Annotated in this window: 12 protein-coding genes; 5 read left to right on the forward strand and 7 right to left on the reverse strand. The window is 53.4% G+C overall.

All coding sequences use genetic code 11. The features are described from left to right. Window positions 1-109: 109 nt before the first annotated feature. The 4 genes from ACYVJM_RS21385 to ACYVJM_RS21400 form a co-directional block, all read right to left on the reverse strand. Window positions 110-1,588, reverse strand: a complete 1,479-nt coding sequence (locus tag ACYVJM_RS21385; protein ID WP_461150273.1) for an efflux transporter outer membrane subunit — start codon at window positions 1,586-1,588, stop codon at window positions 110-112. Next, on the reverse strand, window positions 1,585-2,685 hold the full coding sequence (locus ACYVJM_RS21390) for an efflux RND transporter periplasmic adaptor subunit (protein ID WP_461150274.1): 1,101 nt from the start codon (window positions 2,683-2,685) through the stop codon (window positions 1,585-1,587). Before ACYVJM_RS21390 ends, ACYVJM_RS21385 begins: the two co-directional genes overlap by 4 nt. Before the next feature lie 88 nt (window positions 2,686-2,773). Further along, window positions 2,774-3,070, reverse strand: a complete 297-nt coding sequence (locus ACYVJM_RS21395; protein WP_461150275.1) for a DUF952 domain-containing protein — start codon at window positions 3,068-3,070, stop codon at window positions 2,774-2,776. Beyond that, window positions 3,070-6,228, reverse strand: a complete 3,159-nt coding sequence (locus ACYVJM_RS21400) for an efflux RND transporter permease subunit (RefSeq protein ID WP_461150276.1) — start codon at window positions 6,226-6,228, stop codon at window positions 3,070-3,072. The genes ACYVJM_RS21395 and ACYVJM_RS21400 overlap by 1 nt, the downstream gene beginning before the upstream one ends. Window positions 6,229-6,527: 299 nt before the next feature. Between ACYVJM_RS21400 and ACYVJM_RS21405 the strand changes: the two genes are divergently transcribed. Further along, on the forward strand, window positions 6,528-6,965 hold the full coding sequence (locus tag ACYVJM_RS21405; protein WP_461150277.1) for a peptidylprolyl isomerase: 438 nt from the start codon (window positions 6,528-6,530) through the stop codon (window positions 6,963-6,965). A gap of 71 nt (window positions 6,966-7,036) precedes the next feature. Here the strand turns inward: ACYVJM_RS21405 and ACYVJM_RS21410 are convergent, their stop codons facing one another. After that, on the reverse strand, window positions 7,037-7,846 hold the full coding sequence (locus ACYVJM_RS21410; RefSeq protein WP_461150278.1) for a tryptophan-rich sensory protein: 810 nt from the start codon (window positions 7,844-7,846) through the stop codon (window positions 7,037-7,039). Between the two features lie 87 nt (window positions 7,847-7,933). Then, window positions 7,934-9,940, reverse strand: a complete 2,007-nt coding sequence (locus tag ACYVJM_RS21415; RefSeq protein WP_461150279.1) for an OmpA family protein — start codon at window positions 9,938-9,940, stop codon at window positions 7,934-7,936. A gap of 355 nt (window positions 9,941-10,295) precedes the next feature. Here ACYVJM_RS21415 and ACYVJM_RS21420 point away from each other — a divergent pair, with 355 nt between their 5' ends. Further along, window positions 10,296-11,051 carry a LamG domain-containing protein gene (locus ACYVJM_RS21420; RefSeq protein WP_461150280.1) on the forward strand — a complete coding sequence of 252 codons (756 nt, stop codon included), beginning with the start codon at window positions 10,296-10,298 and terminating at the stop codon, window positions 11,049-11,051. A 112-nt stretch (window positions 11,052-11,163) separates the two neighbouring features. Here the strand turns inward: ACYVJM_RS21420 and gcvP are convergent, their stop codons facing one another. After that, window positions 11,164-14,067 carry an aminomethyl-transferring glycine dehydrogenase gene (gcvP, locus tag ACYVJM_RS21425; RefSeq protein ID WP_461150281.1) on the reverse strand — a complete coding sequence of 968 codons (2,904 nt, stop codon included), beginning with the start codon at window positions 14,065-14,067 and terminating at the stop codon, window positions 11,164-11,166. Between the two features lie 221 nt (window positions 14,068-14,288). Here gcvP and rfbF point away from each other — a divergent pair, with 221 nt between their 5' ends. Genes rfbF through rfbC form a run of 3 tightly spaced genes read left to right on the forward strand, consistent with a single transcriptional unit; the run spans window position 14,289 to window position 16,720 of the window. Beyond that, a complete protein-coding gene (gene rfbF, locus ACYVJM_RS21430; RefSeq protein WP_461150282.1) occupies window positions 14,289-15,059 on the forward strand; it encodes a glucose-1-phosphate cytidylyltransferase in 771 nt (256 codons plus the stop codon). 15 nt (window positions 15,060-15,074) lie between these two features. After that, window positions 15,075-16,172, forward strand: a complete 1,098-nt coding sequence (rfbG, locus tag ACYVJM_RS21435; protein WP_461150283.1) for a CDP-glucose 4,6-dehydratase — start codon at window positions 15,075-15,077, stop codon at window positions 16,170-16,172. Beyond that, window positions 16,169-16,720: a dTDP-4-dehydrorhamnose 3,5-epimerase gene (gene rfbC / locus ACYVJM_RS21440; protein WP_461150284.1), complete on the forward strand. Its 552-nt coding sequence runs from the start codon at window positions 16,169-16,171 to the stop codon at window positions 16,718-16,720. Before rfbG ends, rfbC begins: the two co-directional genes overlap by 4 nt.

Consider the following 16,720-nt stretch of genomic DNA (forward strand, 5'->3'; position numbering starts at 1 on the left):
TGAGCTGAATTTACGATTCAGCGGACAGCAGAAAGGATATATAATGTAGGATGTATGATATAGCTGGCTATTAGAGAAATACGTCCTACATTATATATCATATATCTTTCTAAAAGTCTCCTCCAATAGTCCTTAGTAAGGCCACCGCGAATTGAACCTCCTGGCTGCGAAGTTGAACCAGTTGCTGTTCCGTCGTTAAAATGGTTCGCTGGGCATCCAGTACTTCCAGATAGGTGGCCAGTCCCCGCACATACAGTTCGCGGTTGTACTGCTCGGTACGCCGGGCCAGTGTTAGTGTTTGGCCCTGTAAGTCTATTTGCTGACGAAGCATGGTCAGGTTATCGAGGGCGGTTTCGGCGTCGCGCTGGGCGAGTTGGAGCGCCTGTACATACACCTGCTGATTGGTCTGCGTCTGCTGCTTCGACAGGGCAATATTCTGGCGGGCGCGGTGACCTTCGTACAGCGGTACCGACGCGTTGACCCCAACCAGATACGTGGCGGCACTGGGTGTAAACCAGTTTCCTATTTTTCCCGCCAGTACCCCGCCCGAGCCAACCAGCGTTACGCGTGGCTGGGTACTGGCCTGCTGAAGGATTACCTGCGCAGCTGCAATCTGGTTTTGTCGGATAAACTGGATCAAGTCCGGCCGGCGCTGGAGCTGCTCTGCCGTAACGCTGGCGTATGGATAGGTCGGTATAGTTTGAGGCAATACACCCGATGGCACCTGGAACGTGGTCGGGTCCTGCCCGCAAAGCTGAGCCAGTCCGTTAACCAGCTCGACGCGGGCGCGCTCCAGCCCCTTGAGCGTCACTTGCAGACCAGCGTAGTCCGTTTCTGCCCGCTGCACGTCAATCTGGTTGATCAGCCCCACCCGAAAACGCTCGCGAAGAATGGAGAGCGTTGTATCTCTTGACTGGATATTCCGGCGAAAAACGGCCTGTTCAGCGTCGTTGCCCCGAATGAGCATGTAGGTGCGGGCAATATCCGACGCCAGCGAAAGCCGGAACGACTGAAAGTCGGCGTCACTAGCCTGCGCCTGCAAGTTGGCAACGGTAATCCCACTGCGAATCCGTTTGAACAGGTCCAGCTCGTAGCTCGCATCGATGGGCAGCAGTTGGAAGGTATTTAATTGAAAGCGCGGCAGTAGATCGGCCTGATTGGGCACCGAAAGCGGGCGTCGCTCCGATAAACTCTGGGTCGTGACCAGCGCCGAACTCCGCAGCGAAGGTGACAGAAAAGACTGCGCTATGCGAACCCGGATTCGTGACTCTTCCAGTCGGCTGAGGGCGGCCCGCAGGTTCGGGCTGTTGTCCAGCCCCTGCTGAATGAACGACTCCAGCATTGGGTCGCTAAACCGCCGAAACCCACTGATGGTGAGCGTTGGCGTCAGGTCAAGAGCCGACACGGTTGGTGTGGCATTTCCCATCGGGCTTGCGGCCTGCGGCTGCACGGTTCCCGGCGAGTTGGCCGGCCCGGTGCCTGGCTGAATGGTAACCGAACCGCCCGGCGCATTGAGCGGAGTCGTCTGGGCGTTGACCTGAGCGACGAAAAGGGTTAAAACGAATACACTACGAAACAATTTCATCATCGTTGAACTATGATTTTTTCGGCTGGGGCTTTCCGAAATCTTACTTTCTGACCATCACGCAGGCGGTCGTTGGGGTTGGTAACAACTAACTCCTGTCCGGTCAGGCCACTTACCGCTTCGAGCGTTGTGCCATAATCGCGGCCAAGTTTGATCGGCACAAAATGAACCCGCTGACCACTATCGACCACCACTACCCGCGGCCCGTCGGGTGTTATCTGCAAGGCATTCGCCGGAATCAGCACGGGAGCCTGAGCGGCAACCATATCGAATTTCACCAGGCTGTAGAGCCCGGCGGGTAAGCTTTGTTTGGCATTGGGAATTACGACTTCGGCCAGCAGTGTTCGTGAATCGCTCCGTAACGCCCCCGATGTATGCATAACTTTTCCCTGGAAGGTCTGATTTCTCAGTTCAGGAATCGTAACCGTAGCGGGCATTCCGATCTTCATGTACTGGTAATAGGTCTGCGGCACATCGACAAACACCCGCAGCGAGCCCACTTCCGAGAGTATGAACAAGGGCTGCCCCGTTCCCGGTGATACCAGTGTGCCATTTTCGGCCGTCCGGCTGGTGATGATTCCGCTGAAAGGTGCCCGAATCTGCTGCAGGTTTTTCAGCGCCTGCAACCGCCCCACATTGGCCTCCGCCACCGTCACCGCCGACCGGCGCGTGTCAACATCCTGCCGGGCAATGGCGCCGGGCAACTCAACACTTTGCAGCCGTTCGAGATTAATTTTCGCCAGTTGCAGATCGGCTTTGGCACGGGCAATGTCCTGATCCAGTTCGGGCACGTCGATGGTAGCCAGCAACTGGCCCTGTTTTACCTGTCCACCAATGTCGACATACCACCGTCGCAGAAAGCCCTGCGTGCGGGCGTAAAGGGGCGTTTGCCGGAAGGGCTGGATCTGGCCGGGCAGGGTAAGGCCGGTTGTATCGGACGAGTGCTTAAGCGGCACGGCGTTTACGATGGGGTCACGGTTCTTTTCCTCCGAAACGGCCGCTTTCAGCTCCTGCGTATTGCGCATTCGGGGCAATACGCCGAAAAAGACGAACACGGCAACCAACAGCAAAAGAGGAATCAGGATGCGAAGTGCTTTCATGTAGTAAGACTAACTAGTGTTTTCAGGTTGTGGGCAGCGGATCGGCGCGTTTATCAGTAGCCGGCGAAAAAGCGTGGCTTCCGTTCATTTATAAAATTTCGACGTGAACAACGGCTTCTTTGTTAAGCGGGCCGTAGAGGTGCGGAAAGGCTTCATTATTGGTGGCAATCTCGAATTTTAGTTCACTGGTTAGCTTACCGGTATCGACGTGCAGCAACAACAAATCGGGTACGTTTTGATAGTAGCGGCTCAACGTTCCCGCCACCTGTTCTTTAGTAGACAGGTGGATAAACCCTTCCGCCTGCAAACTGGACGCTTCGTAGGTAGACTTGCTTTCCTGCTTTTGCCAGTCGGCGGCTGAAACAATATGGTAAATCAGATTCATTAAACAGACTTGGGTTTGCGAGCCAGATAGCTGAATACAACAGGAACAAACAGGAGCGTGGTAAAGGTAGCCAGCAGCAGGCCGCCAATTACCGCCCGGCCCAGCGGAGCGTTCTGCTCCCCGCCTTCACCCAATCCCAACGACATGGGCAGCATACCGATAATCATGGCAATGGCGGTCATAATAATGGGCCGCAGACGGGTTCGGCCCGCTTCGAGAGCGGCCTCGTAAGCGTTCCCACCCACTTCGGGCAGGTGGTCTTTAGCAAAGCTGACCAGCAGAATACTGTTGGCCGTGGCAACACCCACACTCATGATGGCTCCCATGAGCGACGGGATGCTGAACGTTGTACCCGTCAGGAACAGCATCCAGACCATACCGCATAAAGCTCCCGGCAGGGCCGTGATAATGATGAACGGATAGCGGAACGACTGAAAGTTGACAACCATGAGCAGATACACCAGCAAGGCCGCAAAGACAATACCCAGCCCCAGTCGGCTAAAGGCGCTTTCCATACTTTCCACCTGCCCGCGAATGGAAATGACGTTTCCGGGCTTGAGCTGTGTCTTGTATTCGGCCGTGATTTCTTCCAGCGCTTTGGCTACTGACCCTAAATCCGTTTTCTCGACCGAGGCATACACATCGTAACTCGGCTGGGTATTTACCCGGTTGATGATGACCGGTGCCGTGGTGCGCTTCATAGTCATCACGTTGCTCAGCAGCTGGGGGGTAGACCGATCGGCCTGACCAGCCGCAACGGGCGTTTGCAGCAACTTATCGTACGAGTCCAGCTTGTAGGGTGGTGTTTGTACAGCAATGATGTAAGGGAAACCCGTATTCGGATCAGGCCAGAAATTAGGGCGGGTCTGGCCGGTTCCGCTCAACGAAATATTCAGGTTGGTAGCCACCCGCTGCTCCGTCAGGCCCAGTTGTCCGGCCCGCTCCCGGTCTACCGACAAAAAGAGTTCGGGCGCATCCAGCACCTGATGCAGATGTACATCTACGGCACCGGGTACCTGCGCTATTTTTTGCTCCAGTTCGCGGGCTACTTTAAGGTTGTTTGCCCGATCGAAACCCGACACCTGCACGTCGATGGCGGCAGTGAGACCAAAGTTCAGAATCTGACTGACGATATCGGCCGGCAGAAAAAAGTAGGTTACGTCGGGCATCTCTTCGCGCAGCCGGGACCGGAGTTCGCGAACATAGTCGATGGTGGGGTTCTTCCGATCTTCGTTGAGTGAGATCAGCAGTTCGGCATCTGCGGAACTGGCAGTTGAGTTATCCGAGAAGAAAAAGTTATACCGCTCCGACGTCAGACCGATGTTGCTGATCACCGAGCTTACCTCGGCCTCCGGAATAACTTCACGGACAATTTCGGTGGTTTGCGCGGCAATCTGCTCGGTATATTCCAGCCGGGACCCTACCGGAGCACGCAGGTGAAGTTTTATCTGCCCACCGTCTACCTGCGGGAAGAAATCCCGACCTACAAAGGGCAACAGCAGAAACGTAAAGACCACAACCACCAGAAAAACAGCGAACACCGTCCGTCGATTGGCCAGTACCCATTCCAGCGCCCGGATATACCGCGCCTGAAACCGGTCGAAACCCGCATTGAAACGGTTATAGAAGCGAGCGAAGGCGTTGGGTCGTTTCTCATCCGCATGACTGTGCTGGGTTTCGCCACGCAGCATCAGGTCGGCCAGGGCGGGTACCAGCGTACGGGATAATATATACGAAGCCAGCATGGCAAACACCACCGCTTCGGCAAGGGGACCGAACAGGAAACGCGCCGGACCTTCGAGAAACAGCACCGATGTAAATACGATACAGATGGTAAGCGTCGATACCAGCGTTGGAGTAGCAATCTGCTGCGCCCCTTCCAGAATGGCCTGCCGCAGCGGTAATCCCAGCTCTTCGTTGCGGTGGATGTTTTCAATGGTTACGGTGGCGTCATCGACCAGAATACCGATGGCTAATGCCAGCCCGCCCAGCGTTTGAATATTCAGTGTTTCGCCGAGCAAATACAAGACAATCAGCGAAGCCAGAATGGACAAGGGAATCGAAATGGCCACGATGAGCGTACTGCGCCAGCTTCCCAGAAACAGCAGAATCAGTCCGGCCGTCAGCAGAGCGGCAATCAGGCCTTCTACCAGTACCCCTTTAATCGACGCCCGCACAAATACCGACTGGTCGAACAGGGCTTCTACGCGCAGGTTCGAGGGAGCGGCCGCGCGTACGGTGGGCAAAATCTGATTCTTGATCTTATCGACAATCTCGGTGGTCGACGCATTACCCGTTTTCACGATCCGCATCAACACCCCTTTGCTGCCGTCCTGCTTCACAATATTGGACTGAACAGCCGCGCCGTCGTGTACATTGGCCACATCGCGCATGTGAACGGTCGTACCACCGATGGTTTTAATGGGAATATCGTTGAGGGTATTGATCACATCCGGTTTAGAGTTCAGACGGATGTTGTATTCCCGTTCGGCGAGCCGGAGTGAACCACCGGGCAGGGTCAAATTCTGGGCAGCAACGGCATTGGTGACTTCTTCGGGCGTGACGTTATAAGCCACGAGCTGGTCGGGGTCCAGATCGACCGCAATCTGGCGGCTCTTTCCACCAAACCCCTGCGAGAGTCGGCTTCCCGGCACCGTCGAGATCTGCGGCCGAACCCGCGTTTGGGCATAGTCAGTAATCTGGGCTTCGGTCAGGCTGTCGGAGGAGAGGCCAAGCTGGAGAACGGGAACGTCGGTGGCATTATAGCGTACAATCAGGGGTGGTTGTGTACCGGGCGGCATCCGAACCAGAATCGTCTGCGAAATAGCCGTCACCTGTGCCAGCGCTTCCTCAATCTTGACTGTTGGCTGAAAGTAAATTTTCAGAACAGCGGTACCATTATACGTCTGCGATTCGAGCCGCTGAATATCGCTGACATTGTTGATGAGAGAGGTTTCGGAGAAATTGGTAATCATTTTCTCCATTTCGTTGGTCGACAGACCCGTGTATCCCCAAATGACTGAAACGACCGGAATGTTAATTCTTGGGAAAATGTCGGTTGGCATCTGCGTAACGGCCAGCCCGCCCATAATCATGATAAGCAACGCCATTACAGCGATGGTATATTTCTTTTCAAGCGCCAGGCGTACAATCCACATGATGAGCCAACAAAAACAGAAATTTAGCGAATGCTGCGCATGTACTATTACTCCGTCGGGTAGAAAGAGCAATGTATAATTGCATAAATCCAAGAAGTGAAAGGCGATGAAGTACCGTTTCTAACTTACCATCAGGCAATTTAGTTGGATTATTCCAAAAAAACGAATCTGAATAATTGACTTATTCAAAGAATAAATTGTTATGACAACTTTTTTGTTAAAGTAGACGGATGGAATAGGCCTGTCTGCTATTGACGGGAAATCCTTTTAATTTTGTAGCAAACAAACCGATTTGAGTTATGCCAAAGGCACAGATGAATACCGACAAGGGGACGATGCTGATCGAATTTTTCGAGAAAGATGCACCCAAAGCGGTTGATAACTTTATTACGTTAGCGAAAAAGGGCTTTTATGACGGCGTTAAGTTTCACCGCGTTATCCCCAACTTTATGATCCAGGGGGGCGACCCAACCGGCACGGGTGCGGGTGGACCGGGTTACACCATCGACTGCGAGCTAACCGGCGACAATCAATACCACGACCGGGGTGTTTTGTCGATGGCACACCGGGGTCGTAACACGGGTGGTTCGCAGTTTTTCATCTGCCACAACCGCCAGAATACGGCCCACCTCGACCGCAACCACACCGTTTTCGGCAAAGTTGTAGACGGTCTGGACATTATCGACCAGATTCAGCAGGGCGATAAAATCAATAGCATTACGGTCATTGAAGAGTAGTAATAAATCAGCCTTGTTGGGTCGGATAGCAGACGGCTATCCAACCCAACAAGGCTGATTTTACAGAGTACCTAACTATACACCGGCGTTTTCTTTGAGATCAGGCCAACAATGGCCAGCACTACGGCCACAATAGCACCTGCTCCGGCCACCAGCGGTATCTGGCCAACACCTTCCTGCTCCACCGCAATCGCGGCATACGCCCAGGTAAAGACCAGAATATACGCTACACTTCGGAAGCGGTTAAAGACGATAGCTCCTACCACCAGACCAACGATCAAAATAGCAATGGCCCAGGTCTGTTCGCTTAGCCCCATCAGGCTGAATTGGGTTGATTTAAGGAAAACCGTGACGTTTAGTATCGTCGCGACGGTAAGCCAGCCAAAATAAATTGAGAAGGGAATACGAGCCACCCAGGTTTCCATTCCCGAAGCCGGTGACTCGGGCAGGGTCACATCGGGGTCGGCATCAATGATTGGAACGTGCTTCCGTTCCAGCAGACGCTGCTCAATCACCACCAGCGACAGCAGCATGGTCAGTATAACGACCAGCGCAACACCTATTTTCTCGTTGTTGAAAAGCGGGCTCCAAATGGCGTTGCCGAAGGCATTCAGTACCACCCACCAGCCGATGGCCCGAAAACGCGGGTTTGTCCGCTGTGAGCCAAGTCCCTGGTAGATGCCAAAGGCCAGCAGTCCTAAAAATATGATTCCCCAGATGGAGAAAGCATACCCGGCGGGCGTAATCAGCGTATGGTACTGGTCTGAAATTTCCTTGTTCGTCTTCCCCCCAAAAGCAGCCATGTTAGACAGGTAGTTCATGACAATAAGGGTGATAATACTGAAGAGGACGAAGAACTGGCGGAGTTTGTCGTTTTGCATAAGAAAAGGGCCTGGTTACTAAAAAGTAACCAGGCCCTTCAAGGTAGTGTTTACGGGAATCAAAACCAATACACCCACTCGTCTTGTCTAGAGTTCCAGAATCTTGAACTCCGTCCGGCGGTTCCGCTGGTGTTCTTCTTCGGTTTTGGCGTTTTTGACAATCAGCTGCGTTTCACCGTATCCTTTGGCAATCATCCGGTCGGCAGCAACACCTTTCGAGACAATATACTCGACAGCCGATTTAGCCCGGTTCTGCGACAGTTTCATGTTGTAGGCATCCGGTGCCCGAACGTCGGTATGTGAACTCAACTCTATTTTCAGCGTTGGGTTATCCTTCAGAATCGTCACCAGTTTATCAAGCTCTTCAGCCGCATCCGGGCGGATGTTGTACTTGTCGAGATCGTAATAGATATTTTCCAGTACAAACGTCTTGTTGAGCGTTGCCCGGTCGAGCAGCAGGGCCACGTTGAAGGTGGTATCGGTCTGCGCTTTCGTCAGGAAAACGGGAGGGATGCTTTTGCCCTGCATGGTAAACTGTTCCCGGCGGGTCAGGTAACCCCGGCGCTCCGCCAGAATGGTATAGTCTTTCCCTTCCTGCAGCGGATATTTCCCGAATGTTCCCGGTTGCCCGGTTGTAGCTTCCGCAATGGGCTGGCCCGTGGCATCGTCCAGAATACGAACCCGTGCCGAGTCGAGCGGGACGATGGGCGTTTCATTGGCTGACACCGTTCCGGCAATGAAGTAACGAACAATTTTAGGCGCGTTGGCCGGTGGCGTCTGAACGATCGTTGTCGAATCGGTAGACGGGCCTTCCTGGAAGAAATAAATGTCGTCGTCTCCTTTGCCCCCACCCCGGTTCGAGGCCATAAAGCCTTTGGTAGGTTCGGTATAGATCAGCCCAAAATCATCAGCGGGGGAGTTGATGGGCTGACCCATGTTTTCCACCCGTGTTACCCCGCCCGAACGCGTCGCGACGAATACGTCGAGCTTGCCCAAGCCGGGATGTCCGTCGGAAGCGAAATATAGTTTGGCGTTGGCACCTACATACGGAAACATCTCATCGCCCGGCGTATTGATGTCGCGACCCATGTTAACGGGCCGACTGAAACGGCCCGACGCGTCGATACTGGTCCGGTACAAGTCGATCCCACCGGCACCACCGGCCCGGTTCGACGCGAAGTACAACGTTTTGCCATCGGCCGAAAACGCGGGCGAGCCGTCCCATGCCAGCGAATCGCTGATGGGTAGTCGCAGGGGTTGGCTCCAGACATTCCCTTCGCCCAACCGGCTGATGTAGAGGTCGACATCCAGCCCGCCTTTGCGCTTACCGTTGTTGCCCCGCGCCAGAATCATGGTTTTGCCATCTTTCGAAAAAGCGGGTGTTCCTTCGTTCACATCGCCCTGAAACACGTTTGTGCTGAAGGGTTCCGGCTGGCCCGATGCACCACCTGCACTACCCGTTTCGTCGGGTTTCTGGTTCAGTTTGGTCTTGTACAACCCCAGCATGGGCTGGCCGTTATTCTTGTAAATAGTTTCTTTCCGTGATGCCGTAAAGACCAGCTCCTCGCCCCGCACTACGGGCGCGAACTCAGCCCCCGGCGAATTGAGGTTGCTCATGTTACGAAGCGTAATGAGCGATTTGTTCTGGGCGATGATGTTGATCGCCTTCAGCGTTTCCACTTCGCGACGGGCTTTATCGAGGGTGGCTTTGGCAGTCGTTTTCGGCGCGTTGGCCACATACTGCTGCAATTGCTCCAGCGCACCGGTATAATTTCCCTGCGATTTCAGCGCGTAGGCATAGTTAAAGCGGGCATCCGGCTCTGTTGTGTTGGCTTCAATGGCTTTCTGGTAGAACGGAACAGCCTCGCTGAATCGGTTGGACAGTCGGTACGATTCGGCGGTATAATAATTCAGGCGGGCGGGGTCAATGGAGCCTTTGGCAGCCTTCTGAAACTGGGTCAGGGCCAGATTATATTCACCGGCGTCATAGTGACGAACTCCTTTTTTATACGCCTGCATGGCCGAGTTGCAGCCCGTAAGTCCGCTGGCCAGACCGAACACGACGAGCAGTACAGATAACGTATTGATTTTCATAGGGCTAAAAAAAGCAAATCGCTGTTTCCTGCCCAAGATACTGGAAATTCGGGCGGGACATACGTTTAACGATTATAATCAGCTATTTATTGGGGATTGACTTAGGAAGATAATGACTTAACAGCGCTTCAAAAAAACAAGTTTTACAAGGATTGCAATTGACAAGGCAGCTGCTCTTTTGCGGTCCGGGATGAATTCAATAACTACCCACTTAAAGCCGCGTGTTTATCGTCTGGCCAAGCATTTGCCCTGGCAGTTTGCTCTGCTTAACAGATTGACAGTATATCAGTATAACATACATTCGTATTAATAAAAGTTGGTTAGCTTTGATCTTGTATAGCTATCAACGAAACCAATGCCTCACACCTATTTCACTCTTTTGGGGAGACAGTCATTTACCAGAGTAGCGGTGCTGTTTATCAACTTTTTAATGATTGCCTGTACCAATAGTGATGTAACGTGCGATGTTTCAGGCCCTAAAGAGGACATTGTCGTAAATCTGCCTTTTAATGGGAATACCCGTAATACGGCCTGCGCCCAGGGCTCGCCCTCAAAACCTGCTACCTCAACGGGAGTAACCCTGACAACCAACCGAACCGGCATCAGAAATGGAGCTTATCAGTTCAATGGTACTAATAGCGCCATCTATCTCGACAGCCTCAACTGTGGCAGCGATGTAACGATTTCCTGCTGGATCAAAGCAGATAACTTTTATCAAAACGCCGTTCTGGTGTACTATGGAAACCCGGGTAATGATGGCTTTGGCCTTGTGATGAGCAATAGCGCATGTACAAAATCGAATAAAATCACATTGCTCATTGGCAGTATTATGTGCGACTTAGGTAATTCAAATGAGCAGATAGCGGACAAAAACTGGTACCATTTAACTCTTCTGAAGCAGGATAAAACCTTTACCCTTTTTGTCAATGGAATCGAGAAACTAAAGGCAAATAGCCTTTTCAACGCGCCCACTGATCGGCTAAACATAGGAGCGACTCTATTTGCCGTTAGTAACAACGGCTATTTTGCCGGATCAATTGATGACGTTCGCGTATATAATCGCGCGCTTACGCCCGATGAAATTATGATTGTGTCGAAACTAGACTCCTAACCCCCAGGCGTTAAACCATTTTGGCACCGTACCCTTGAGTATGCCGCTTTATGAAAAAGCGAAAGCCTGTAGGATCTCTCCCACAGGCTTTCGCTTTTTCATTATATCAATATTACGCCTGCTGGACTACACCGGCTTCTTCTGCCACTTCCGTTGCGTATTCGTCAACGGGGATGCAGGAGCACACCAGGTTCCGGTCGCCATAGGCCGAGTCGATACGACTCACGCTTGGCCAGAACTTACGAGCGCGAACCTGCGGCAGCGGGAACACTGCTTTCTCACGGCTGTAAGGCCGGGTCCAGTTATCGCTCAGCGCAACCGTTGCTGTATGGGGCGCATGTTTCAGCACATTGCTGGCGCGGTCGGCTTCGCCCGCTTCGATCTCCCGGATTTCGTTACGAATGGCAATCATGGCCTCGCAGAAGCGGTCGAGTTCAGCTTTCGACTCCGATTCGGTCGGTTCGATCATCATGGTACCCGCTACCGGGAACGACACCGTTGGCGCGTGGAAACCATAGTCCATCAGTCGCTTGGCGATGTCCTCTACCTCAACACCCGTTGTGGCTTTGAACGGACGACAGTCGATGATCATCTCGTGGGCACAACGGCCGTTGGTACCCGTATACAAGGTATCGTAATGGCCGTCCAGACGTGCTTTGATGTAGTTAGCGTTCAGGATAGCCCGCTTTGTGGCGTTCGTCAGTCCTTCGCCACCCATCATGGCAATGTAAGCGTACGAAATGGTGAGGATGCTGGCCGAGCCGTAAGGTGCTGCCGACACCGCATGAATGGCCTGATCGCCACCGATATGCACCACCGCATGACCCGGCAGGAATGGCACCAGCTGCGATGCAACACCAATGGGCCCCATGCCCGGACCACCACCACCGTGCGGAATGCAAAAGGTTTTGTGAAGGTTCAGGTGGCACACATCGGCACCAATGGCCGCCGGTGAGGTCAGACCAACCTGGGCGTTCATGTTCGCACCGTCCATGTACACCTGTCCGCCGTGCTGGTGGATGATGTCACAGATTTCCTTGATGCTTTCTTCAAATACGCCGTGGGTGGATGGATAGGTAACCATCAGGCACGACAGGTCGTTGCTGTACTGTTCAGCTTTCGCTTTCAGGTCGGCCACGTCGATATTGCCACGCTCATCGCACTTCACGATAACGACTTTCATGCCAGCCATGACGGCGCTGGCGGGGTTGGTACCGTGCGCCGACTGCGGAATCAGGGAGATTGTGCGGTGAAAATCGCCCCGGCTTTCGTGGTACGCCCGAATCACCATCAAACCGGCATATTCGCCCTGAGCACCCGAATTAGGTTGCAGCGACATGGCCGCAAAGCCCGTCACTTCGCAAAGCCAGGCGTTCAGATCGGCAAACATCTGCTGGTAACCTGCGGTCTGGTCTTTCGGCGCAAATGGGTGCAGCTTGCCCAGTTCAGGCCAGGTAACCGGAATCATTTCGGCTGTGGCGTTCAACTTCATGGTGCAGCTACCGAGCGAAATCATGGAATGAACCAGCGAAAGGTCTTTTTCCTCCAGCGACTTCAGGTAGCGCAGCATTTCGTGCTCCGTATGGTGCGTGTTGAATACCGGGTGGGTCAGGTAATCCGACTGCCGGATAAGCTGGTCAGGCCAGGTTATTTCCAGCGTATCCAGAATAGCCTCCATATCGGCTTTAATACCAAATACGGTCAGCAGTTCGGTTACGTCGTGGAGGGATTTGGCTTCGTCGAAGGATACGCCTACGTGCTCTTCATCGTCAAAATAACGAAGGTTGATCTGAGCGGCCTTCGCCGACTTTTTCAGCGATTCGGTATCGGCTACGCTAACTTTAACGGTATCGAAATAATTTTCGGTATCTAGTTCGTAACCGTTCCAGCGAAGCGCCGTCGCGAATATTTTAGTGAGCGAGTGTACCTGCTCGGCAATGGCACGAAGCCGCTGCGGGCCATGGTACACGGCATAACTACCAGCCATTACGGCCAGCAGCACCTGTGCGGTACATATATTCGAGGTCGCTTTTTCGCGACGGATGTGCTGCTCACGGGTCTGGAGAGCCATGCGCAGAGCGGGACGCCCTTCGGCATCCTGCGAGACTCCGATAATACGGCCCGGAATCTGACGTTTGAAGGCATCGCGGGTAGCAAAGAACGCGGCATGTGGACCACCGTAGCCCATTGGAACACCAAACCGCTGCGATGAGCCAACTACCACGTCAGCTCCCATTTCGCCGGGAGGGGTTAATAAGGTCAGGGCCAGCAGATCGGCAGCAACAGCAACCGTAATGCTCAGTTCGTGGGCGGTAGCAATCAGATCGGTATAATCGAATACTTCACCATCCGAAGCGGGGTATTGCAACAGCATCCCGAAAATATCACCGCTAGTCAGATCAACCGTGCGGTGGTCGCCAATGAGTAAAGTAACGCCAATGGGCGTAGCCCGCGTCAGCAATACGTCGATGGTTTGTGGATGGCACCGCTCCGACACAAAGAATGTAGACGCGGCTTTTTTCTGAGCCGGACGCATGGCGTACAGCATGTGCATGGCTTCGGCGGCAGCGGTGGCCTCATCGAGCAGCGACGCATTGGCCAGATCCATACCCGTCAGATCCGAAACCACCGTCTGAAAGTTCAGCAGGGCTTCAAGCCGTCCCTGCGCAATTTCGGCCTGGTAGGGCGTGTAGGCGGTGTACCAGGCTGGATTTTCGAGAATATTACGGAGAATAACGTTCGGTGTCAGGGTGTCGTAATAGCCCGTACCGATGTACGATTTAAAGATTTTGTTCTGTCCGGCAACCTTCTTAAAATCAGCCAGAAAGGCCATTTCTGATTTTGGTTCGGGCAGATTCAGCGGATTGGCCAGCCGAATCGCGTCGGGAACTGTCTGGCTAATCAACTCGTCAATTGATTCCACGCCAACGGTCTGAAGTATCTCGGCCAGTGCCGTGTCGGTTTGACCGTGATGTCGGTCTTCAAATAGGTCTGTCTGTTGAAGTTTTAGTTTCATGCCGGGATCACCCACCTTTTCGTTTTAATGGAAACTCAAATTTACGCCAAAACGTGCAATTTGCGGCCCTGATGCGTTAAACTTACTCGGCATACGGGGCTATTTTTGACTACATTATGAAAATTTCATTGACTTAGTACCTCCTTTGGCCCAGTCTCGCACGATATTTGTCGGAGGGCTTTACACATGACTTCTGTCGTTATTATCCTAACCCTATTGCCATGAAAGTTGTCATTCTTGCGGGGGGCTTAGGCACCCGCCTGAGCGAAGAAACGGTTGTAAAGCCCAAGCCAATGGTCGAAATTGGCGGTATGCCCATTCTCTGGCATATTATGAAGATCTACTCCAGCCACGGCTTCAATGAATTTGTGGTGTGTTTGGGCTATAAAGGATACCTGATCAAAGAATATTTCGCCAACTATTTTCTGCACCAGTCCGATGTAACCATCGATCTGGGACGAAACCACATGAATATTCACGATTCGCAGGCCGAACCCTGGAAAATTACCCTTGTCGATACGGGAAAAGACAGCATGACGGGCGGGCGAATCAAACGCGTTCGGCACCACATCGGCGATGAACCCTTTATGTTAACCTATGGCGATGGCGTGGGTAATGTGAATATTACTGATCTGGTGGCTTTCCATAAAGCCCACGGCAGGCGATGCACGTTAACGGCGGTACAGCCTTCGGCACGCTTTGGCGCGCTGGATATCAGCGATGCCGGCAGCGTTACCTCGTTTCTGGAAAAACCCAAAGGCGATGGTGCCTGGATTAACGGCGGCTTTTTCGTTTGTCAGCCCGAAGTGTTCGATTATATCGAAGGCGATGCGACTACCTGGGAGCGCTACCCTATGGAGACACTGGCTGCCGAGCAGGAACTGATGGCTTTTCAGCACCACGGGTTCTGGAAACCCATGGACACCCTGCGGGATAAACTTGAACTGGAAACCGCCTGGAATACCGGTACGGCCGAATGGAAAACCTGGTAAGCCTGGCCTACTTTTATGACAGCTCTCTTTGCCGATCAATACCGGAATAAAACCGTACTGTTAACGGGCCATACGGGCTTTAAAGGCTCCTGGCTTGCTTACTGGCTGCAGCAGCTCGGCGCACGGGTGGTTGGCTATGCGCTTCCGGCCCCCTCAGCACCCAGCCACTGGAATCTGCTGCAACTACCCATTCAGGATGAAGTGGGTAACATTAATGACCAGCCCCATCTGCTGAAAGTCTTTTCGACCTGTCAGCCCGATATTGTCATTCATATGGCGGCTCAGGCGCTGGTGCGGTATTCGTACCAGCACCCCATCGAAACGCTTGAAACGAATGTGCTCGGTACCGCTAAAGTGCTGGAATGCGTTCGACAAACGCCATCCGTCAGGGCTGTGGTGGTCGTTACCAGCGATAAGTGCTACGAAAATCCGGAAGATGGGCGACCCCTGACCGAGACCGACCCCATGGGTGGCTACGACCCCTACAGCATGTCGAAAGGGGGTGCTGAACTCGTTACGAGCAGCTACCGAAATTCATTTTTCAACTTGGCGCAGTACGGCAAAACGCACCGGACACTGCTGGCCAGTGTCCGGGCGGGGAACGTGATAGGCGGGGGCGACTGGGCTGCCGACCGGCTGATCCCGGACCTGATTCGGGGGAGCGTCTCGAACCAGCGGGTATCTATCCGCAACCCGGATGCCGTGCGCCCCTGGCAGCATGTACTCGAACCCCTGTCGGGCTATTTGCTGGTTGGCCAACGGCTGATGAGTGGCGACACGACCGCTGCCAGCGGCTGGAACTTCGGCCCCGACCCGGCCGATGTGCTACCCGTTCGGGCGGTAATTCAGCAGGCACAAACCCGCTGGAATACCATTGGCTATACCGAAGTACCGTCGGGCCAGAACCCGCACGAAGCCCATTTACTGACGCTCGATTGTGCCCGAGCGAATCAGCAACTCAACTGGTTTCCGGTCTGGAACACCAAAGCCGCTATTCAACAGACCATCGATTGGTATAAAGCCTATTATGAAGGCGGCAAGCTATCGACCGATTCCGATTTGTCTGCCTATATACAGCAGGCGCGAACAAACCATTTAATCTGGACTCAATGACGTTTACTGAAACTCCGCTGGCGGGTGCCTACGTCATCCATTTGGCACCCCGGTCCGATAACCGGGGCTGGTTTGTTCGGACGTACGACAAAATTGAACTGGCACAGATTGGTCATACTGCGGACTGGGTTCAGATGAACCATTCGCAAACACAACAGGCGGGCGCCATCCGGGGGATGCACTTTCAGCACCCGCCCCATGCCGAAATAAAGCTGGTGCGCTGTGTAGTGGGCCGCGTGTTCGACGTTATTGTCGATTTGCGGGCTGGCTCACCAACACTGGGCCAGTGGTTCGGTACCGAATTATCATCGACCAATCAGGCAATGATGTACATTCCCAAAGGATTTGCGCATGGTTTTCAGACGCTGACCGAAAACTGCGAACTGGTCTACTGCCACAGCGAGTACTATACCCCCGCCAGCGAAGGGGCCATTTTATATAATGATCCCTGGGTGGGGATCAACTGGCCAATGTCCGTTACGGATATTTCGGACCGCGATCGCAACCACTCGCCCCTTACCTCGTCTTTTACTGGCCTTATCATTTGA

It is taken from the genome of Spirosoma pulveris (assembly GCF_054781875.1).

Coding starts and splice junctions, on each gene's coding strand:
- ACYVJM_RS21405 (WP_461150277.1), top strand. CDS start 6,528: ATGCCAAAGGCACAGATGAATACCGACAAGGGGACGATGCTGATCGAA.
- ACYVJM_RS21395 (WP_461150275.1), bottom strand. CDS start 3,070: ATGAATCTGATTTACCATATTGTTTCAGCCGCCGACTGGCAAAAGCAG.
- ACYVJM_RS21390 (WP_461150274.1), bottom strand. CDS start 2,685: ATGAAAGCACTTCGCATCCTGATTCCTCTTTTGCTGTTGGTTGCCGTG.
- rfbF (WP_461150282.1), top strand. CDS start 14,289: ATGAAAGTTGTCATTCTTGCGGGGGGCTTAGGCACCCGCCTGAGCGAA.
- rfbG (WP_461150283.1), top strand. CDS start 15,075: ATGACAGCTCTCTTTGCCGATCAATACCGGAATAAAACCGTACTGTTA.
- ACYVJM_RS21415 (WP_461150279.1), bottom strand. CDS start 9,940: ATGAAAATCAATACGTTATCTGTACTGCTCGTCGTGTTCGGTCTGGCC.
- ACYVJM_RS21410 (WP_461150278.1), bottom strand. CDS start 7,846: ATGCAAAACGACAAACTCCGCCAGTTCTTCGTCCTCTTCAGTATTATC.
- ACYVJM_RS21385 (WP_461150273.1), bottom strand. CDS start 1,588: ATGATGAAATTGTTTCGTAGTGTATTCGTTTTAACCCTTTTCGTCGCT.
- rfbC (WP_461150284.1), top strand. CDS start 16,169: ATGACGTTTACTGAAACTCCGCTGGCGGGTGCCTACGTCATCCATTTG.
- ACYVJM_RS21400 (WP_461150276.1), bottom strand. CDS start 6,228: ATGTGGATTGTACGCCTGGCGCTTGAAAAGAAATATACCATCGCTGTA.
- ACYVJM_RS21420 (WP_461150280.1), top strand. CDS start 10,296: ATGCCTCACACCTATTTCACTCTTTTGGGGAGACAGTCATTTACCAGA.
- gcvP (WP_461150281.1), bottom strand. CDS start 14,067: ATGAAACTAAAACTTCAACAGACAGACCTATTTGAAGACCGACATCAC.